General features: G+C 44.7%; 15 protein-coding genes, 3 pseudogenes and 1 other annotated feature. Of the genes and pseudogenes, 4 read left to right on the plus strand and 14 right to left on the minus strand.

Translation table 11 applies throughout. The annotated features are described in order from the left end of the window. Positions 1-143: 143 nt before the first annotated feature. The 6 genes from M5V91_RS16815 to M5V91_RS16840 all read right to left on the minus strand — a co-directional run bounded on the left by M5V91_RS16815 (position 144) and on the right by M5V91_RS16840 (position 6406). On the minus strand, positions 144-1376 hold the full coding sequence (locus tag M5V91_RS16815) for a S8 family peptidase (RefSeq protein ID WP_439649943.1): 1233 nt from the start codon (positions 1374-1376) through the stop codon (positions 144-146). 433 nt (positions 1377-1809) lie between these two features. Then, positions 1810-2871 carry an S-methyl-5-thioribose-1-phosphate isomerase gene (gene mtnA / locus M5V91_RS16820; RefSeq protein WP_019382605.1) on the minus strand — a complete coding sequence of 354 codons (1062 nt, stop codon included), beginning with the start codon at positions 2869-2871 and terminating at the stop codon, positions 1810-1812. A 13-nt stretch (positions 2872-2884) separates the two neighbouring features. After that, positions 2885-4108 (minus strand): S-methyl-5-thioribose kinase, encoded by a 1224-nt coding sequence (mtnK, locus tag M5V91_RS16825; protein WP_019382606.1) that lies wholly within the window; start codon positions 4106-4108, stop codon positions 2885-2887. Between the two features lie 153 nt (positions 4109-4261). Next, positions 4262-5077 (minus strand): STAS domain-containing protein, encoded by an 816-nt coding sequence (locus M5V91_RS16830; RefSeq protein WP_009335020.1) that lies wholly within the window; start codon positions 5075-5077, stop codon positions 4262-4264. 120 nt (positions 5078-5197) lie between these two features. After that, positions 5198-5494, minus strand: a complete 297-nt coding sequence (locus M5V91_RS16835; protein ID WP_009335021.1) for a hypothetical protein — start codon at positions 5492-5494, stop codon at positions 5198-5200. A 147-nt stretch (positions 5495-5641) separates the two neighbouring features. Continuing rightward, positions 5642-6406 (minus strand): hypothetical protein, encoded by a 765-nt coding sequence (locus tag M5V91_RS16840; RefSeq protein ID WP_192908262.1) that lies wholly within the window; start codon positions 6404-6406, stop codon positions 5642-5644. A 125-nt stretch (positions 6407-6531) separates the two neighbouring features. On the opposite strand from M5V91_RS16840, the gene M5V91_RS16845 reads away from it, so the two are divergent. After that, positions 6532-7572: a lactonase family protein gene (locus M5V91_RS16845; protein WP_251174009.1), complete on the plus strand. Its 1041-nt coding sequence runs from the start codon at positions 6532-6534 to the stop codon at positions 7570-7572. 110 nt (positions 7573-7682) lie between these two features. On the opposite strand, the gene M5V91_RS16850 is transcribed toward M5V91_RS16845, so the two are convergent. The 8 genes and pseudogenes from M5V91_RS16850 to M5V91_RS16885 form a co-directional block, all read right to left on the minus strand. Next, a complete protein-coding gene (locus tag M5V91_RS16850; protein ID WP_019382609.1) occupies positions 7683-8678 on the minus strand; it encodes a zinc-binding dehydrogenase in 996 nt (331 codons plus the stop codon). Between the two features lie 78 nt (positions 8679-8756). After that, on the minus strand, positions 8757-10013 hold the full coding sequence (gene tyrS / locus M5V91_RS16855) for a tyrosine--tRNA ligase (protein WP_019382610.1): 1257 nt from the start codon (positions 10011-10013) through the stop codon (positions 8757-8759). A gap of 48 nt (positions 10014-10061) precedes the next feature. Beyond that, positions 10062-10269 (minus strand) — a binding site (T-box leader). A gap of 133 nt (positions 10270-10402) precedes the next feature. Next, complete coding sequence (map, locus tag M5V91_RS16860) at positions 10403-11143, minus strand: type I methionyl aminopeptidase (RefSeq protein ID WP_009335026.1); 741 nt, start codon at positions 11141-11143, stop codon at positions 10403-10405. Between the two features lie 58 nt (positions 11144-11201). After that, positions 11202-11768, minus strand: a complete 567-nt coding sequence (locus tag M5V91_RS16865) for a hypothetical protein (RefSeq protein WP_251174011.1) — start codon at positions 11766-11768, stop codon at positions 11202-11204. A gap of 17 nt (positions 11769-11785) precedes the next feature. Continuing rightward, entirely contained in the window at positions 11786-12418 is a 633-nt protein-coding gene (locus M5V91_RS16870) for an NUDIX hydrolase (RefSeq protein ID WP_009335028.1), read from the minus strand. Then, positions 12419-12670: pseudogene (locus tag M5V91_RS16875) on the minus strand (DUF2268 domain-containing putative Zn-dependent protease); the annotation flags it as partial. After that, positions 12640-13239 carry a DUF2268 domain-containing putative Zn-dependent protease gene (locus M5V91_RS16880; protein WP_284521355.1) on the minus strand — a complete coding sequence of 200 codons (600 nt, stop codon included), beginning with the start codon at positions 13237-13239 and terminating at the stop codon, positions 12640-12642. The gene M5V91_RS16880 and the pseudogene M5V91_RS16875, both read right to left, overlap by 31 nt. A 58-nt stretch (positions 13240-13297) precedes the next feature. Continuing rightward, positions 13298-13708 carry a GNAT family N-acetyltransferase gene (locus tag M5V91_RS16885; protein WP_019382613.1) on the minus strand — a complete coding sequence of 137 codons (411 nt, stop codon included), beginning with the start codon at positions 13706-13708 and terminating at the stop codon, positions 13298-13300. Positions 13709-13896: 188 nt separating this feature from the next. Between M5V91_RS16885 and M5V91_RS16890 the strand changes: the two are divergent. From M5V91_RS16890 to M5V91_RS16900, 3 genes and pseudogenes are all read left to right on the plus strand, one after another. Further along, positions 13897-15665, plus strand: a pseudogene (locus tag M5V91_RS16890) (LytS/YhcK type 5TM receptor domain-containing protein). Continuing rightward, positions 15634-16364, plus strand: a pseudogene (locus M5V91_RS16895) (LytR/AlgR family response regulator transcription factor). Before M5V91_RS16890 ends, M5V91_RS16895 begins: the two co-directional pseudogenes overlap by 32 nt. Positions 16365-16471: 107 nt before the next feature. Next, complete coding sequence (locus M5V91_RS16900) at positions 16472-16957, plus strand: hypothetical protein (RefSeq protein WP_284521356.1); 486 nt, start codon at positions 16472-16474, stop codon at positions 16955-16957. The last annotated feature ends 283 nt before the right edge of the window (positions 16958-17240 follow it).

The raw sequence follows: 17240 nt of genomic DNA on the forward strand, positions 1-17240 counted from the left end.
CAGCAATTTTTACAAGTTTTCATCTTTCGCTAAAATATGATCATTTCCGCGGAAATATTATGTAATTCGAGGAGATTCATTCTACTAAAAAAACTGCCCGATCAGAGGATCGGACGGTTCTTCGGGGGTATGTTGCTGATTGCTTATTTCACGCGGGGATATCCAAAGCCTGATGCATAGTCATCACCAGCTGCTGCTCCATATCCGCCTTTAATGTCATATTGCTTGGCACGGTTTTGAAGCTCTGTGCGAAGCTGAGTATGGCTCATGGATGGGCTGGATGACCAAATTTTTGCTGCAAGGCCAGCTACGTGAGGTGTAGCCATGGATGTTCCGCTGATCGTGTTATAGCCTCCGTTATACCATGTAGACTCGATGCTTGCTCCCGGTGCAGACACTTCCACGTCTTTTTCCTGAATGACATAGTCACCGTCAGTGCTAGGATTTCCGCGGGACGAGAAGTTGGCTACACGGTATGTACCGTTTTGCTGGACGTTTTCAAGGGCTGCAACTGCAATCGCATTCTTTAATGCTCCAGGATAGCCGATTGTATTAGCGCTGTATCCGGAATTTCCTGCTGCGGCAACAACAAGGACACCTTTGCTGTAGGCATAATCAACCGCACTGCTGATTAGAGAATCTTTGCCGCTTGAACCAAGTGACATATTAATGACTACTTTTGATCCTGTGCGGGATGCTTCGTCCGCAACGTGGCGGATTGCTGCTGCAATATCATCTGAGTAGCCTGAGCCATTATCGCCAAGTACTTTGTATGCCCATAATTTCGCCTGTGGAGCTACTCCATAGATTCCCTGGCCGTCGTATCCACCATGTGCTAAAACCGTCCCAGCTACATGTGTACCATGTCCCTGACGATCAGTACATGAGCCATTTACAATCGGGCTGGATTGAGTGAAATCCTTACATTGCTCTGCAGAGCCTTCCAGGTCAATATGGCTTGTATGAACGCCTGTATCAAGAACAGCAACCTTAATGCCGCTTCCGCCTGACGTACTGGTAATGCTGCTGTTATTATAGATGGAAGCAATTCCCCATGGTGTCTGATCACTAGGATATCCCGCTGCCTGAATAGAAACCGAATCTTTCTTGGACACTTCCGTTCTGGCAGTATCAAGAGTAACTTCGCTTACCTTTTCAATCTTTAAGTTCTTATTTTTGAGCAATGCCTGGTATTGCTTTGCATTGACTTCAGCAGTCATGCCATCACTGCCAAAATCCCAGCGCTTGTCCACCTGTGAATTCACAGAAGCTTTAGCGTTTGACGGCCCCTGGATCAATACCCGGTAGGTTTCGTTTTGAGTCTCTGGTTCTTTTGCAAATGCCCCCGCTGTAAAAACTGATAAACCCATTGTCATACTTAGAAGTGCTGCTCCTAATGCCCTTTTTTCTTCATCCTTTTTCTCCTCTCGAATCTATATTTTTTCTGTCGGTTCTTGTTGTATTTAAAGTATATTTAAAATATTCAGACTCTAACAATATGCTAAATTATTTAATTCTCATACTTTAGAATCAGGTACAGAAACATAGTTTCTTAAAAAGTATCAGGTATTTTGGAGGGTTTACAAATACTTTCTACTATCTGAATGGTAATTACTTCATAATTTTTCCATAAACTATAGGATTACCCCAAATAAAATAGTACTTTTGATTGATGGAAAGAGTTAAATTACACTCTATTTTTATCGGAATCAGGGATATTTTCCTAGTTAAACGCTTTAAAGATATAAAGAATAGAAGTGGAAGCATGAAAATGCCCCCTGACCACTTGGCCAGGAGGCGGAATTCTTCCTATTTAAACATCTTAGACAGACTTTCAGTAAACGGTGCATAAGCTATGCCATTCTCCGTAATAATGCCTGTAATCAAATCATGATCTGTGACATCGAATGCGGGGTTATAGGTTTGTACACCTTCTGGCGCCATCGGCTTTTCGTACCATTTAGAAGTAATTTCTTCTGAATCTCTTAATTCAATATGGATATCGTCCCCTGTTTTGCATGCGAGATCGACTGTTGACAGAGGGGCACAAACATAAAAAGGTATTTTATAATGTTTTGCGAGAATCGCAACGCCAGAAGTTCCAATCTTATTGGCTGCATCCCCATTGGCTGCCACGCGGTCACAGCCGACAAGTACCGCTTGAATCTTGCCTTCTTTCATTACGATGCTGGCCATATTGTCACAGATCAGCGTAACATCGACACCTGCTTCTTCGAGCTCCCATGCTGTCAGGCGGGCCCCCTGCAAAAGCGGGCGGGTTTCATCAGCGTATACTTTAAAATCATATCCCTTTTCCTGGCCTAAATAAATCGGAGCAAGAGCTGTTCCATATTTAGCGGTGGCAATCGTACCTGCATTGCAGTGTGTCAGAATACCCCAACCAGGCTCAAGTACAGAAAGCGCGTGCTGTCCAATCGACTCGCAAACCTTTTCATCCTCAGCCCGTATTTTTTCTGCTTCCACTTTTAGGGCTTGCTTTATTTCGGCTGCAGCTTTGCCTTCTTCCTTCAGGAAACGGGCTTCCATGCGGTCGAGCGCCCAAAACAGATTAACTGCAGTTGGCCGTGATGACGCCAGGTATTCCTTCGCCTTTTTAAAATCCATATAAAGTTCTTCATAGCTTACTGCTGCTGATTGCTTTGTGCCCAAATAGACACCGTAAGCCGCCGCTATTCCAATGGCAGGTGCACCCCGGACCTTCAAATGATAGATTGCTTCCCATATATCCTTTAATTCTTTCAAATGCAAAAAGTTCTTTTCATTCGGCAGAACTGTTTGATCTAATAGAATGAGCGTGTCGTTTTCATCATCCAATCTGACAGACTGGATGACATCCACTGGTTTTCCCATCATGCTGCCTCCTTTAGAACCTTTTTTCACAGTCTTTTAGAATACGTACAAAATCCTCACCTGTTTTAAAAGATTCCCTATCCATAATAAACATTTTTCCGGCTGCCAGACAAATCTTTTCCGCTGCAGCTCTGCTGCTGTATTCTTCAATGGAAGTGACATCCTTGACAGATGCCAGCCCGATAATTCTTCTGCACAGTTCAAGTCCCGTGACAGCTGCTGTGTCACGCAGGACTGCATCCAGATAATATTCTTTAAACCCATCATAACGGGCTGTTTGCTCAGTTGCTTTCTCCTCCCATGCCCGGAGGAATTTCTTTTTGAACAAGTCTATAATATCTTCCATTGTATTTTCGAGATATTCCAGCTGAACCTGTCTTTCTTCACCATCTGCCATTGTATATTTCGCGTTCACATAGGCGAAAATCAGGTTGGCGATCACGTTGCCGACATCGTAGCCGGCAGGGCCGCAGAATGCGAATTCGGGATCAATGATTTTAGTAGAATCTTCTTTTACAAAAATCGAGCCTGTGTGCAGATCGCCATGCAGAAGGGACTGGGCATGGGTCATAAACTCGAATTTAAGCTTTGCAGTTTCAAGCTGAAGCTTCGGGTCTTCCCATATTTCCCTTTTGGCAAATTCCCTGGTGCCTTCAAACACTTCATTTCTCGGACAATCGTAAAACGGTTCTGTGAAGACGAGGTCCTCTGAAATTTCGCATAATTCCGGGTTGGTGAATTTTTGGACCAGCTCTTTCTTTTCCTTATGCCCCATTACAACATCGGAAGTAAGCAAAAGGGTATTTACCAGGAAAGTCGAGATATGGTCAGCAAACAGCGGGAATTTTTCATGCCGCATTAAGGCTGTTCTCATGATGGTATAATCAGACAGATCCTCCATCGCGGTACAGTTCATAATGGGATCGTAGCTAAACACTTTTGGCACAAAACCTGGAGCGAGTTTGTTTTGCAGATCCAGAATTTCGTATTCAATGCGGTTGCGGTCAGGAGACAGCTTAAATTCATCAGAGATTCTGGCAACCGGACCAGCCTGCTTGATGATCAGAGACTTATTGTGTTTATGGTCCGTCAGCTTGAACACATAGTTTAAATTGCCATCGCCAATTTCCCTGCAGTCCAATTCGGCATCTGGAGCAAAATAATTCAGTCTTGTTTTGGCATATTCAATGGCTTCCTGTTCAGTCATTGTAAAATAGGCGGATGTAAAAACAGTCATGCAAAAAGCCTCCAATACGAATCTTTTTTGATAGTAGCTATGTTTTGTGAATTTAATATATTTGAAAATATCTAAATACTATCATGGGAGTGGGGGTTCGACAATATTTTTTTATATAAAAAGAAGCCGCTTCAGCAGCTTCAATCATTTAATTTATTTAATGCTTCTAATCGCCTGCAGGACGTTCGAATATACTTCAAGGGATGATAAGTCAATGCCAAGGGTAACGGCTTTCTTTGCCAAATCCGGTCTGACACCTGTGGCAATGGTGTTGACACCGATCAGCAGGAGGATATTCCGGATATCAAAGATGTGCTTGGCGATTTCAATATCTATATTCACCGTGCCGGAAAAGTCGATAATTAAGGTTTCAATTCCCAGCTGGCTTACCCGCGGGACTGTTTTCTCAATGATGATTTGTGCTCTGTCGTAGTCTATGCTGCCGATCAACGGCAGAATGGCAATGCTGTCCTGAATCGGTACAATTGCAGCAGACAGTTCATTTACCTGGGATTGGGTCTCCTTTAATTGTTCCTCCGAGTGCCGTTCAAAAGCAAATACGGTTTCATTAATGCTTATGTCGAGTATGTAGTTTACTTTTTTCACAATAGAAATAACTTCATCCGCTGTTAACTCAAATTCCATCCCTATATTACGTAATCTATCAGTAAAAACAATGCGGGTGTCCGGATATCGGGTGACTATATCGGAAATTTTTCCTCCCAGGGAGGCAGCACGTTCGCCGTTTCCCTTACTCCACTCGACCAGTCCTTCAGGAACCCGATTTTCGCTGTTAGCAATCATGACTCCCAGATAATTTATAAACTCAACATACATCGAAACGGCCGCATCAATTTCCTGTTTGGGAATTTCGAAACCAAACCGGCTTACGATTTCTGCAACAATCTCTTCTGATAATACCTCCGCATTTTGAGTAAGATACGCTGAAACTTTTCGAATAGGCTCCATCTGTATGTATATCCCCTCTCTTATGTCCTGCTTCGATTATATCCTACTATATCTTCAAAATAACAGAATGGAGAATAAATAGGAGGATTTCCTTAAGAGGAAGAGTCATTAACTATGGTTTTAAAGCCATTCCTCATAATCTTCTTCCTTTATTTCGCTGATCAGCAGAGATTCAAACCTTCTGTAAAGCTCCTGAATGTCGGCATTGCTGTTAATCAGCGGCAGCTTGTTTTGATAGTCTTCTTCCGACTTAAAAAAACTGATTTCTGTCCACTTTGTCTCATCTATCTTGTTTTTTAACATTTTGGTCTGAACATCGATGTAATTCCGGTAGATATGACCGGCTTTCCGCTGGAGCAGCATCAGTTCCTGTTCGTTTTCCGGGCGGATATGATATTGATAGAGTTTTATGTACATGGCAGCTCCTTTAGTTCCTGGCGTTATGGGCAAGCTTGAGATGTTTTGAGTGATTTTTTGTGTTTATGGGCGAAAGTCAGATCTTATGAGCGAATCCAGTTTTTGAGTGACATTCAGATAAAAAGATTCTCAACCAGCATCAGTTTTTCAATCTCCCAGCTTCTTATAGAAGCCCAATGCTTCAATTAAAAATTCCTTATCATACCCTGTCTTTTCATGAATCCGGGCAGACCATTCTTCAATAGTATCCACAGGAGCGTCATGATACAGGCCTTCTGTTGTACTGAGGAAGCTTTCCCAATTATAAAATTCCCAATGGGCGGTTTCATTTTTATAGGGAATCCGCTGTTCCAGCAATGCCTTTGGATAAATAGTGTTCTGAGATCGTTCAGCTGCTTCCAGGAAAATGTTCATGGCTGCCGGATCCGTATCATAACTCTGCCGCGATATTTTTCCGTTTGGGCGGTGATAAGCAATTTCCAGCTGTCCGTCTTCAGATGAGACCTGAACATCTGCTGCCGGGAAAAATCCGCTTACTTTTTCCGGCGTAAAGTCTCTTGCCTCCGGATCAATTAATATGGGCTGCAGCCATTGGTCGCCCAGGTCACATAGAAAGCGGCGCCCCTCTTCATCCACTGCCACCACTGCTGCATGGGCTGAAGATGTTTTCAATTCGTGGCCAACCGGATAGGCATCGATTCCAGCCTGCTTAAATTCATGAAGAAGCCAGATCGCCAGGTCAAAACAGTTTCCGGTAATGCCATACTGATCATGGTGCTCCTTCATTAAGGAAACCTCCCGCTGCTTTTTAATGCCGGCTTTATCGTAAAACCATGCTTTTGTCAGGGTCTCCATCGGAAAGCGATCAAATTTTTTCCAAACTGACAAAATCGAATGGGGTGCGTTCAACATAATCATCCTTTCGTATATATACCATTTTACTATTCTTTGTCGATTGTAAATTTCCTCTTCCTTTTGTTTGAACCGCTATGTATGATAGAGTAATTTTAGAAGAAAGCATTTAAAGGAGGCTTCATATGGCCAAGTACAGAGGATACATAGGAACATACACAAAGGGTGAAAGTGAAGGGATTTATTCATTTGTTCTGGATGCAGAAGCAGGCAGAATTTCCGATGTGAAAACGGCAGCAAAACTGGATAATCCCACTTATTTAACAATCAGCCAGGATAATCAATTTTTATACTCGGTTGCCAAGGAAGGCGAATCCGGCGGAGTAGCTGCCTATCGTTTGGACAGCAGCGGTTCACTTGAGAAAATCAACAGCCAGGTGGCAGATGGCTCTCCTCCTTGCCACGTCAGTGTCGATACATCTGTCCGAAATGTTTTCAGTGCAAACTACCATAAAGGGACAGTGGAGTCCTACTTAACAAATGAAGACGGCTCTCTAAACCCTGCCGTTTCGGTAATTGAACATAGCGGATCCGGACCTGACAGCAGGCAGGAAAAACCGCATACTCACTATGCAGGACTTACTTCGGACGAAAAATATTTAGTTGCAGTTGACCTGGGAACGGACCAGGTGATTACGTATGAAGTGAATGATGGAATTCTGAAGGAAAAAAGCATCCTGTCTGTAAAGCCGGGCTGCGGTCCGAGACACCTTGTGTTCCACCCAAATGGAAGGTACGCCTATGTAATGACTGAGTTTAGCTCAGAGGTTCTTTTGCTTCAGTACCATGAGGATGGAAGCTTAGTTCAAAAGCAGGCTATTTCCACGATTCCGGAAGGTTTTACGGAAAATAACCAGGGAAGCGCCATTCATATTTCTTCAGACGGCCGCTTCATTTATGCCGGCAACCGCGGACACGACAGCATTGCGGTGTTCTCCGTCAATCCGGATAATGGAGAGCTTGCTTTTGTGGAGCATACCTCCACAGAAGGAAACTGGCCGCGCGACTTTGTGCTTGATCCAACCGAGAAATTTGTGATTGGCTCCAACCAGAATTCCAGCAATATTGTTTTGTATTCCCGTGATGAGAATACCGGGAAGCTTTCATTACTTCAATCTGATGTTATGGTTCCGGATCCGGTTTGTGTGAAGTTTTTACATGTGTAAGAAAAGCGAAAGAGCCTTGCCCGCCCCCGGCACCTCGAGGGGGCAGGCTCTGGAGCTAGACAGGAAGAAACAGGGTGAGACACTGCTTTTCGCAGAATCTCACCCCTTTTTTATACACTAATTTTAAAAGCAATCTTCCCCCATTGTTCTGCGTTATCGAGTCTGTCAAAAGCTTTCTCGAATTCTTCCAGCGGAAGCGCCTGATCCAATACCGGCCTGATTTGATGCTTTTCAATAAACTGGAGCATTTCATGGTATTCCTCCGCGCTGCCCATTGTTGAGCCAAGCAGGTTTTGCTGGGCATAAAAAAGGCTGCGGAGATTTAGTTCCAGCTGATCTCCTGTGGAGGAGCCAAATGTTACGATGGTGCCGCCATTACGCAGGATTTCGAGCGATTTATTGAATGTCGCAGGGCCAACTGATTCAATGACAAGATCCACTTTTTCCCCGCCAAGGACTCCATTCCAGTCTTCACTGCTGTTCAGGGCTTTATCCGCACCGAGTTCAAGTGCTCTCTGACATTTTTCCTCCGAACGGGAAGCTGCGTAAACGGTTGCTCCCGCTGCTTTTGCAAATTGCATTAAGAAGGTTGCAACTCCTCCTCCAATCCCTGGAATGAACACCTTCATGCCTGACTGAAGCTTTCCTCTTGTGAACAATGCTCTGTAGGCGGTTAGTGCAGACAGGGATAGGACGCCCGCTTCCTCCCAGGTTAAATACGCCGGCTTGGGTGCTGTGTTTTCAGCAGGAATGGTGATATATTCAGCGAATGTGCCATGAAACGGCAAGCCGACGATTTCAAAGCCTGCTGGCGGTGCATCGCTCTTTTCCTTCCATCCCAGTCCGGGATTGATGATGACCTCATCACCTGGCTTCACGTGTGTAACGCCTTCTCCGACTGAGTCTATGACTCCCGCTCCGTCTGAACCGATGACAAGCGCAGGATCTTCTGGCTTGTGGCGGTTCAGGACAAATAAATCACGATGATTCAAGCCTGCCGTTTTTAATTTCACCCTCACCTCGCCGTTACCCGGATCGGACTTTTCCAGTTCACCATAAGATAATCCCGCGCGGCCTGCTACTCCTTCATGAATGATCGCTTTCATTTCCTTCACCTGCTTTTCTTTAAAAATTTCGTCTATTCTATCATATCTTGAAAGTGCCAGGAGGAAAAAGCGATATGCCTACTTTGCACTGCTAAGCCTTAGTTTCACAAATTTTCTTTTGCCTGCCTGCAGAACTAATCCGTCTGTGATTTTCACGAGCATCTGAACATCGCCGACTTTCTGTCCGTTTAAACGGATGCCGCCGCCCGCAATCATTTTTCTGGCTTCCGTTTTGGAGGAAAGCAGGCCGAGGCCGGCAAGCAGGTCTGTAATGAGGACTTCACCTTCACCCTTCCATTCGGCTTCCGGGATCTCATCCGGCATGGCTCCCTTTTGGAAAATAGTTTTGAAATGCAGTTCGGCTTTATCGGCTTCACCTGTGCCATGGTACATGCGGACGATTGTTTTACCTAAAAGCATTTTGGCGTCACGCGGATGAAGTGTGCCGTTTTCGAGCCCCTCTGCGATTTGCTGTTTTTCTTTTACTGGCAGATCTGTTGCGAGATTGAAGTATTTTGGAATCAGCTCATCCGGGATGGACATGGTTTTGCCGTACATATTATTGGGATCTTCATCGACACCAATGTAATTGTTTTTTGATTTGGACATTTTCTCTTTGCCATCCAGGCCTTCAAGGAGCGGCATCAGGATGACCACCTGCTTTTCTTTTTGGAAATGCTCCTGCAGATGGCGTCCCATCAGGACATTGAAGTGCTGATCATTCCCGCCAAGCTCGATATCGCTTTCGAGTACAACCGAGTCATATCCCTGCATCAGCGGGTAGAAAAATTCATGAAGAGAGATCGGTTTGCCTGTGGACAGGCGCTCTGAAAAGTCATTGCGTTCCAGCAGGCGGGCAACTGTTATGCTGGCAGACAGGCGGATGACGTCTTCAAGCTGGAGATCCGAAAGCCATGCTGAGTTGTAGTGAAGATCGACCTTATTCATGTCCAGCACTTTGCTGAATTGCTCGAAGTATGTTTTGGCATTACGTTTCACCTCTTCATCGGTGAGCTGGTTTCGGGCTGCGGATTTGCCTGTCGGGTCGCCAATTTTTCCGGTAAAATCGCCAATAATCAGCTGGATGATATGGCCATTGTCCTGGAACTGCTTTAGTTTATTCAGCACAACCGTATGGCCGATATGGACATCCGGTGCAGAAGGATCAAGCCCCAGCTTAATTTTTAAAGGCTGGTTTTGAAAAATGGACTTGGCTATTTTATTCTTTAGCTCTGCTTCAGGCAGAATATCCTGGACACCATTGCGGTATACCTCCAGCTGCCTCTCTGTTTCGTGTTTTTGCTGGGCTGTTAATTTTCCAAAAAAATCCCCCATGTCCCCCATCCTTTCTATTATCGGAATACAAAAAACCACGCCCCTAAAGAAAGGGACGTGGCTAACGCGGTACCACCCTTTTTGAAGATTGCTCTTCCACTCAGCGGATTAACGGCCCGTGCCGTTCCCTGCTACTCCTGTTCACAGAGAAAGTTCAAGAAGGTAATTCACTGTTATCTTTGTGCTGATTTTCACCAGGCATCAGCTCTCTAAAACAGGGAGATAAGCAGCTACTTGTTTCTGTCATTACGTTTAAATTTGAAATTTTTATTATTTTAGCGGAATGGAGGACATTGTTCAAGTGTTTTTTCTCAAGCAATATTAGATGAAGGTTTTTCAACCGTAATACTATATAAAAACCAGGAACATGCAATGCCCCTGGTCCATGGTTATTTCGTTAAGATAATCGGTCCTTCTTTTGTGATGACAACGGTGTGTTCACATTGAGCGACATGGCTTTTGTTAGGTGTAACGAACGTCCAGCCGTCGCTCATTTCCCTTACTTCTTCATCACCGCTTGAGATAAAAGGCTCAAAGGCAACAACCATGCCTTCTCTTAACAGCTGTTTATCCCATGGATCAAAATAGTTCAGGATATGGTCCGGCTTTTCATGAAGGGAGCGGCCGACACCGTGTCCAGTCAGATTCATGATAACGTTGAATCCATTGTTTTTGGCAACCTTGTGAACTGTCTTTCCGACAAGGCTCAGCTTGCCGCCCGGCTTTAATTTTTTCAGTCCTTCATCGAATGCCTCCTGAGCCGCATCACATAATTTTTGCAGTTTCTCGTCTTCACCAACGACAAATGATAGGCCTGTGTCTGCGAAGTAGCCATCTTTTGATCCTGAAACATCAATATTTACAAGATCGCCCTCTTTAATCACCCGGCTTCCAGGAATGCCATGGGCCACTTCTTCATTCACGCTTATGCATGTGAAGCCTGGAAAATCGTATTCTCCTTTAGGGCCTGAAATCGCTCCGTGCTTTTCAAAAAGCTCTCCGGCTAAGTCATCAAGCTCCTTGGTTGTTACACCTGGCTTAGTTTTTTCAATCATCTCATCGCGGATCTCCGCGACAATTCTGCCGATTTCCTTCAGTTTTGCTAATTCTTCTTCATTTTTTACAATCATAAGAATCCTGCCTTTTCAATAGTTGTTATTTCTCTATTATAATCTAAATGTGGCGTGCTTAATAAGATTTCGCCTTTTCTGTTGCTAAAAACCTAATAATCAACAGGAAAGTGATAAGGCCTGTTAAGGAAAACAGCAATGCTTCGAGCAGATGTCCTCCATCATTATTAGATTCTGCACGACTTGGTGTTCTTGCTTCACCGCTCAGTATTTTTCCGTAAAAACCCTCATGACCTGATAAAATTCTGCCATCCTGCACTTGGACCATTCCATTGGGACCGGCAACGGGAACAAGAAAGCGGGCTTCCTTTGTTTTCTCCCAAAATAACAGGAACTTGCCTCCATCCTGCTGATATTCCTCAGCCCATCCTTTATCGTAAACATCAATGCCTGCCGTGATGGTTTCTGTTGCTTTTCCTTTATATACTTTCTCGACTTGAAACTGCCTTCCGTAAAAATTCCCCTTGCTTGATTTTTGTTTGCTTTTAAAATTATATGTTCCCAGCACAATAACTTGTGAGCGGGATTCGACCATTTCGGGATTAAGTTCAAGCCATTTTGTTGCGAATGATGATGAACCCCCTGCCAGCAAAAGCGCAAAAAGTATGAAGAACACCTTTCTCATTGTCTTCTTCCCTTCAATCATACCTTTGATTGAACAATCTGTTCACGCATCGAATGCAGCACACGCTTATAATAGTAATCCTGATGCGGGACAAAGTCCGTTTTCCTTACATTTATGGAGTTGGGGATTCTTATGCCATTATCCACCTGGAATCCTTCTGCCTCAATGAGTTCTTTTCCGCCAAACCACAGTCCATAAAACTCCTCCATTGCAATCTGGTATATCCCAGTAACCTCTTCAGGCTGCGGGCTAAACTCTTCTAAGGAATAATTGCTGTGATACAGGAAAACGTGGGCCAGTTCTTTGTCGATAAAATTTTCTTTCTCTGCTATGTAATCAATGACGCCCAGTGGCACCAAGTCCGCAAAATCAACATGAATCCCCAGTTCTTCCTCCACTTCTCTCATGCCGTCCATGACAGATTCATGGCTTAAGAGGTGGCCAGCAGCAGTTATATCCAAAAGGCCAGGGTAATCCTTTTTCTCCTTGCTGCGGTATTGAAAATAAATATAATCCTGATCTTTTTCCCTGCTGACGAACCAGCAATGGAACGTTTCATGCCAGTGGCCTTGTTTATGGACCTCTTTACGAGATGCGACACCGATTTGTTTTCGGTTATCATCAAATATATTCAGAAGTTCTGTTTCCAATTAAATGGCCTCCTTGATTATATAGCTATTAAATATTTCATGCGGGTCTGCCTGATATAAATCCCGATACCTCTCAATCTTCTCCTGCTCCGCATAATGCCTTACCATTTTATAAGCAAAAGAATAGCCGGCAAATACCGGGATTCCCATCTCTTTATTGCCAAAACAGATTTTGCTTTTTAAGACATCGTCTGCTGTACTCAGGTTTTGCCGGGCAATTTCTATATAATTCTGCTCGATTTCCTCAGTAAATTCCTTCTTCCACCAGCGTTTATCCTTATAAAGCGAAAGACTGAAATACTCGGCGCCCCCTCCATTTTATACCAGTCCGCGAGAGTAAAGGTTTCCAATGTAAGATTGTAGATCGGATTTTCAGGGGAAGCATGATGGAGCTCATGGGCAATCATATAGTTTAAAAAGTCGGTGTCCGGCTGTGGGGGAATAGCTATAATGATGGTATCTGGACCTATTGTGTAGCCATTTGTCCACATGGATTGATCAAAACTCTGAAACCATGGGAAAGGAAGTGCTGGAACGATTGTTATGGTTAGGCTTTCAAAGTGAAGATGGCTCTCAGCTTCTTTGCACGTTTCTTCAACGATCGCTTCGATTTCCTTAGGATTCCAGCTGTATTTAAGAGCCTCCGCTTCTGGCAAAGCTGCAAATGCAAATAGCTGAAATCTTTTGGCGAGCTGTTCCCAGTCCTGCATCCAGGATTTCCTGCCGATTAAGGGACTGATCTGAGATTGAAGGAAGCCCTTTAGGTTTATCCGGTTTTCAATTAGTTCTTCAGGTGTAATTTGATTGAGGGTGTACTTCATAGAAAGTCCTCCTTATTAGAGGTAAGCAGAAGGGATACTCATCTTCCGCCATCCCCTGTCACTGCTTTCCTGATTGGTTCTGATAATTCCGCTGCACCATTCCGGATGATTTAATCATTCCGAACTTTTCATAAAACGGCTGTAATTCAGGGTCACACATAATATCGATCATATAAATACCGTCCAGCTCTTCCAGCATGCGGGTGACCAGCTTTTGACCGATTCCCTGCTGCTGATAATCAGGCAGTACTTCAAGCAGCGGAATGTAGGCTGATAGCACTCCATCGCTGATTGCTGTGATGAACCCAACCACTGCATGTTTATCACGGTCAATGGCAAGCACGATTTTCGTGCTGTTTTTTAGAAGCTTCAGATGCTTTTCAGGGCTCGGCGGATTTTGCCACCCATCAAAAAAACCGTCCAGCATATCTGCTGATATTCCTTCTGGATCCACTGCATATTTGATCATTTTATCAGCTCCAATTTCTATCAGAAAGAAGCATCCAAAAATCCTCCTGACCTTTTAATCAATTAATTTTCGACAAATATGCAGGAAAAGCCTGTACATTTTTTTGAAAAATTCAAACGGGTTATTTTTCATTTACTCTTTAATCCATTAGAATAATGTTAACTAACTTGGTTAAAGGGGTTCTGAGGATGCTGGAACTGCTGATTACGATGCTGGAGCGGCTTGGAATCATTGTCACCATTGCGCTGATTCTGACAAGGTTCCGCTTTTTCAGAGAGATGATTTATGGCGAAAGATTAAAACGGCAGCAGGAGTATAAAGCCATTCTTTTTTCGGCTTCTTTGGCATCATTGGAACCTATTCAGGGCTGGCCTTCAATACGGACACACTGCAGTTTAACCGCTGGGCATCCGAACTTGCTACAGATGAAGCCATTGCCAATTCCAGGGTGATCGGGGTTGTGCTCGCCGGATTGCTTGGCGGTCCTAAAGTAGGAGTTGGGGCAGGAATTATAGCAGGATTCCACCGATTTACGCTTGGCGGCTTTACCGGGATTGCCTGCGGTTTGGCATCGATAGTGGCGGGGCTACTTGCCGGATTTTTCCGCCGGAAAAATGAACATGTGAAGCTATCGTCGGCATTCTTCATCGGTGCTACGGCTGAAGCCGTGCAGATGCTGATTATTCTCGGTATGTCACGGCCTATAGAAAAAGCAGTTGCGCTAGTCGAAATGATTGGAATTCCCATGATTATAGCAAATGGTCTTGGCAGTGCCCTATTTTTACTGATCATAAAAAATGTCATAAACGAAGAAGAAAAAGCAGGAGCTTTTCATGCACAGAAAACACTTCGGATTGCTGACCAGACGCTTGCACACCTTCGTGAAGGGATTAATCATAAGTCCGCACTGGCAGTCTGCCTGATTTTACATAAGGAACTTCAGATGAAAGCAGTTGCAATCACCAATCACACCGAAATCCTTGCCCATGTCGGCCTTGGAAATGACCACCACCGCTCCGGAAGCCCGATCCAGACACAGATAACACGGGATGTCATTCAGAACGGGGAAATTGTGGTTGCCAATGACCAGACCATTCACTGCCGGCAGGAAAACTGTCCTCTTGGCGCAGCCATTGTCGCTCCTTTAAAGCTGCGCGGCGAAACCATCGGAACGCTGAAGTTTTACTTCACTTCGGAAAAAGAAATGACTAATCTCGTGATGGAGCTAATTTCCGGGCTAAGTGTACTGCTCAGCAATCAGCTCGAGATCGCTGAGGCTGATAAAGCCTACCAGCTGGCAAAGGAAGCTGAAATTAAAGCACTGCAGGCGCAAATATCACCGCATTTTTTATTTAATTCATTAAATACGATTATTTCCCTTGTGCGGATCGAGCCTGCCCAGGCAAGGAAATTGCTCGTTTCCTTATCTCATTTTCTGCGGCAAAATCTGACGGCCACAACAGTCAGCTGTACGACCCTTGAACAGGAGCTCAGACATGTAAAGGCCTATCTGTCAATTGAAGAAACCCGGTTTGTGGATCGGCTCGAAGTTATATACGACATTGATGAAGATGCCCTTTTGGAAAGAATCCCGCCGCTCACTCTGCAGCCGATTGTGGAAAATGCCGTAAAGCATGGGATTAAGAACAAGGAACAGGACTGTATCATTATGATCAAAATTCAGAAACAGGATGGAATGACGTTAGTAAAAGTGAAGGATAATGGACAGGGAATGAGCCGGGAAAGAGCCGAACAGCTCGGCAAAGAAACCCTGCAGTCAGAATCGGGCTCCGGACTTGCATTGTACAATGTAAACCGCCGGCTGACCATGATGTTTGGTGAGGAAGCTTCGCTGCAAATTGCCAGCACTCCAGGCTTCGGCACTGACATACAATTCGCCATTCCGCAAACGGAGGAAAAAACTGATGGAAAAAACGATCCGAATTTTAATCGCTGATGACGAACGATACAGCAGAGATGAATTAAAGCATTTACTCGAGGAGTTTCCTGCTATCCAGGTTGTCGGCGAGGCTGAATCTGGCGAAGCGGCCGTGATGAAAGCCATCCAGCTTCAGCCGGACGTCGTTTTCCTTGATGTGGAGATGCCCAGGATGAACGGGATGGAAGCTGCCAAATCATTGCAGGAGCTAAAAAAAGTGCCGCTCATTATCTTTGCAACCGCCTACCCGCAGTTTGCTGCTGAAGCCTTCCGCTATGAAGCAACCGATTATTTACTGAAGCCCTACGACGAGGAGCAGCTCGAACAGACCATCAGGCGAGTGGAAAAATTGATTGGTGCCAAAAAAGAAAATGACACCAGCAAGCCCGCCGGCAAACTGGCTGTTGAAGAAGATGGAGAAATACTTTACTTGGAGCCAAAAGAAATCCTCTATATCTACCGGGATGAAAAAGTATCCAGAATTATAACCAGAACCGGTGAGCATGAAACTAAAACCCCCTGAAAGATTTGGAGAGCCGGCTGCTTCCCTTTAGCTTTTTCCGGATTCATAAAAGCTATCTGGTGAATCTGGATTATGTCACACGACTCACCCCCTGGTTCAACGGGGCATACCAGCTTGAGATGGAAGGCCGGGAAGAACTTCTGTCTGTGAGCCGGAACTATGTGAAGGCACTGCGGGTGCGATTGGAATTGTGAAAATGCATCGGTGACGGTGCCTTTTTGTTTTTTGTGGGGGAAGTTTTTGAGGGGGATTGCAGTGATTCAGAGATTGATTGCTTTTCTGAGGGGGTCTGAAATCGGGTTTGGGCTCTTTTATTGGGAATTGCGCCAAAATCGATGGGGATTGCGCTCTCCTGCTTCGGTTTCGCGCTGTTATTGTGTCTGTTTGCGCTTATCTGGGATGTTTTTGCGCTTTGAGAACGGGTTTGCGCTCTTTTTACTGGGAATTGCGCCAAAATCAATGGGGATTGAGCTTCCCTGCTTCGGTTTCTCGCTGTTATTTTGCCTGTTTGCGCTTATCTGGGAGGTTTTTGCACTTCGAGAACGGGTTTGCGCTCTTTTTACTGGGAATTGCGCCAAAATCAATGGGGATTGCGCTTCCCTGCTTCGATTTCACGCTGTTATTGTGTCTGTTTGCGCTTATCTGGGATGTTTTTGCGCTTGGAGAACGGGTTTGCGCTCTTTTATTGGGAATTGCGCCAAAATCGATGGGGATTGCGCTCTTCTGCTTCGGTTTCGCGCTGTTATTTTGCCTGTTTGCGCTTATCTGGGAGGTTTTTGCGCTTTAAGAACGGGTTTGCGCTCTTTTTACTGGGAATTGCGCCAAAATCGATGGGGATTGCGCTCTTCTGCTTCGGTTTCGCGCTGTTATTATGTCTGTTTACGCTTATCTGGGATGTTTTTGCGCTTTAAAATCGGGTTTGCGCCCTTTTTACTATGAATTGCGCCAAAATCGATGGGGATTGCGCTCTTCTGCTTCGGTTTCGCGCTGTTATTTTGCCTGTTTGCGCTTATCTGGATGTTTTTGCGCTTTGAGAACGGGTTTGCGCTCTTTTTACTGGGAATTGCGCC

It is taken from the genome of Cytobacillus pseudoceanisediminis, assembly GCF_023516215.1.
GTDB lineage: Bacteria > Bacillota > Bacilli > Bacillales > Cytobacillaceae > Cytobacillus > Cytobacillus pseudoceanisediminis.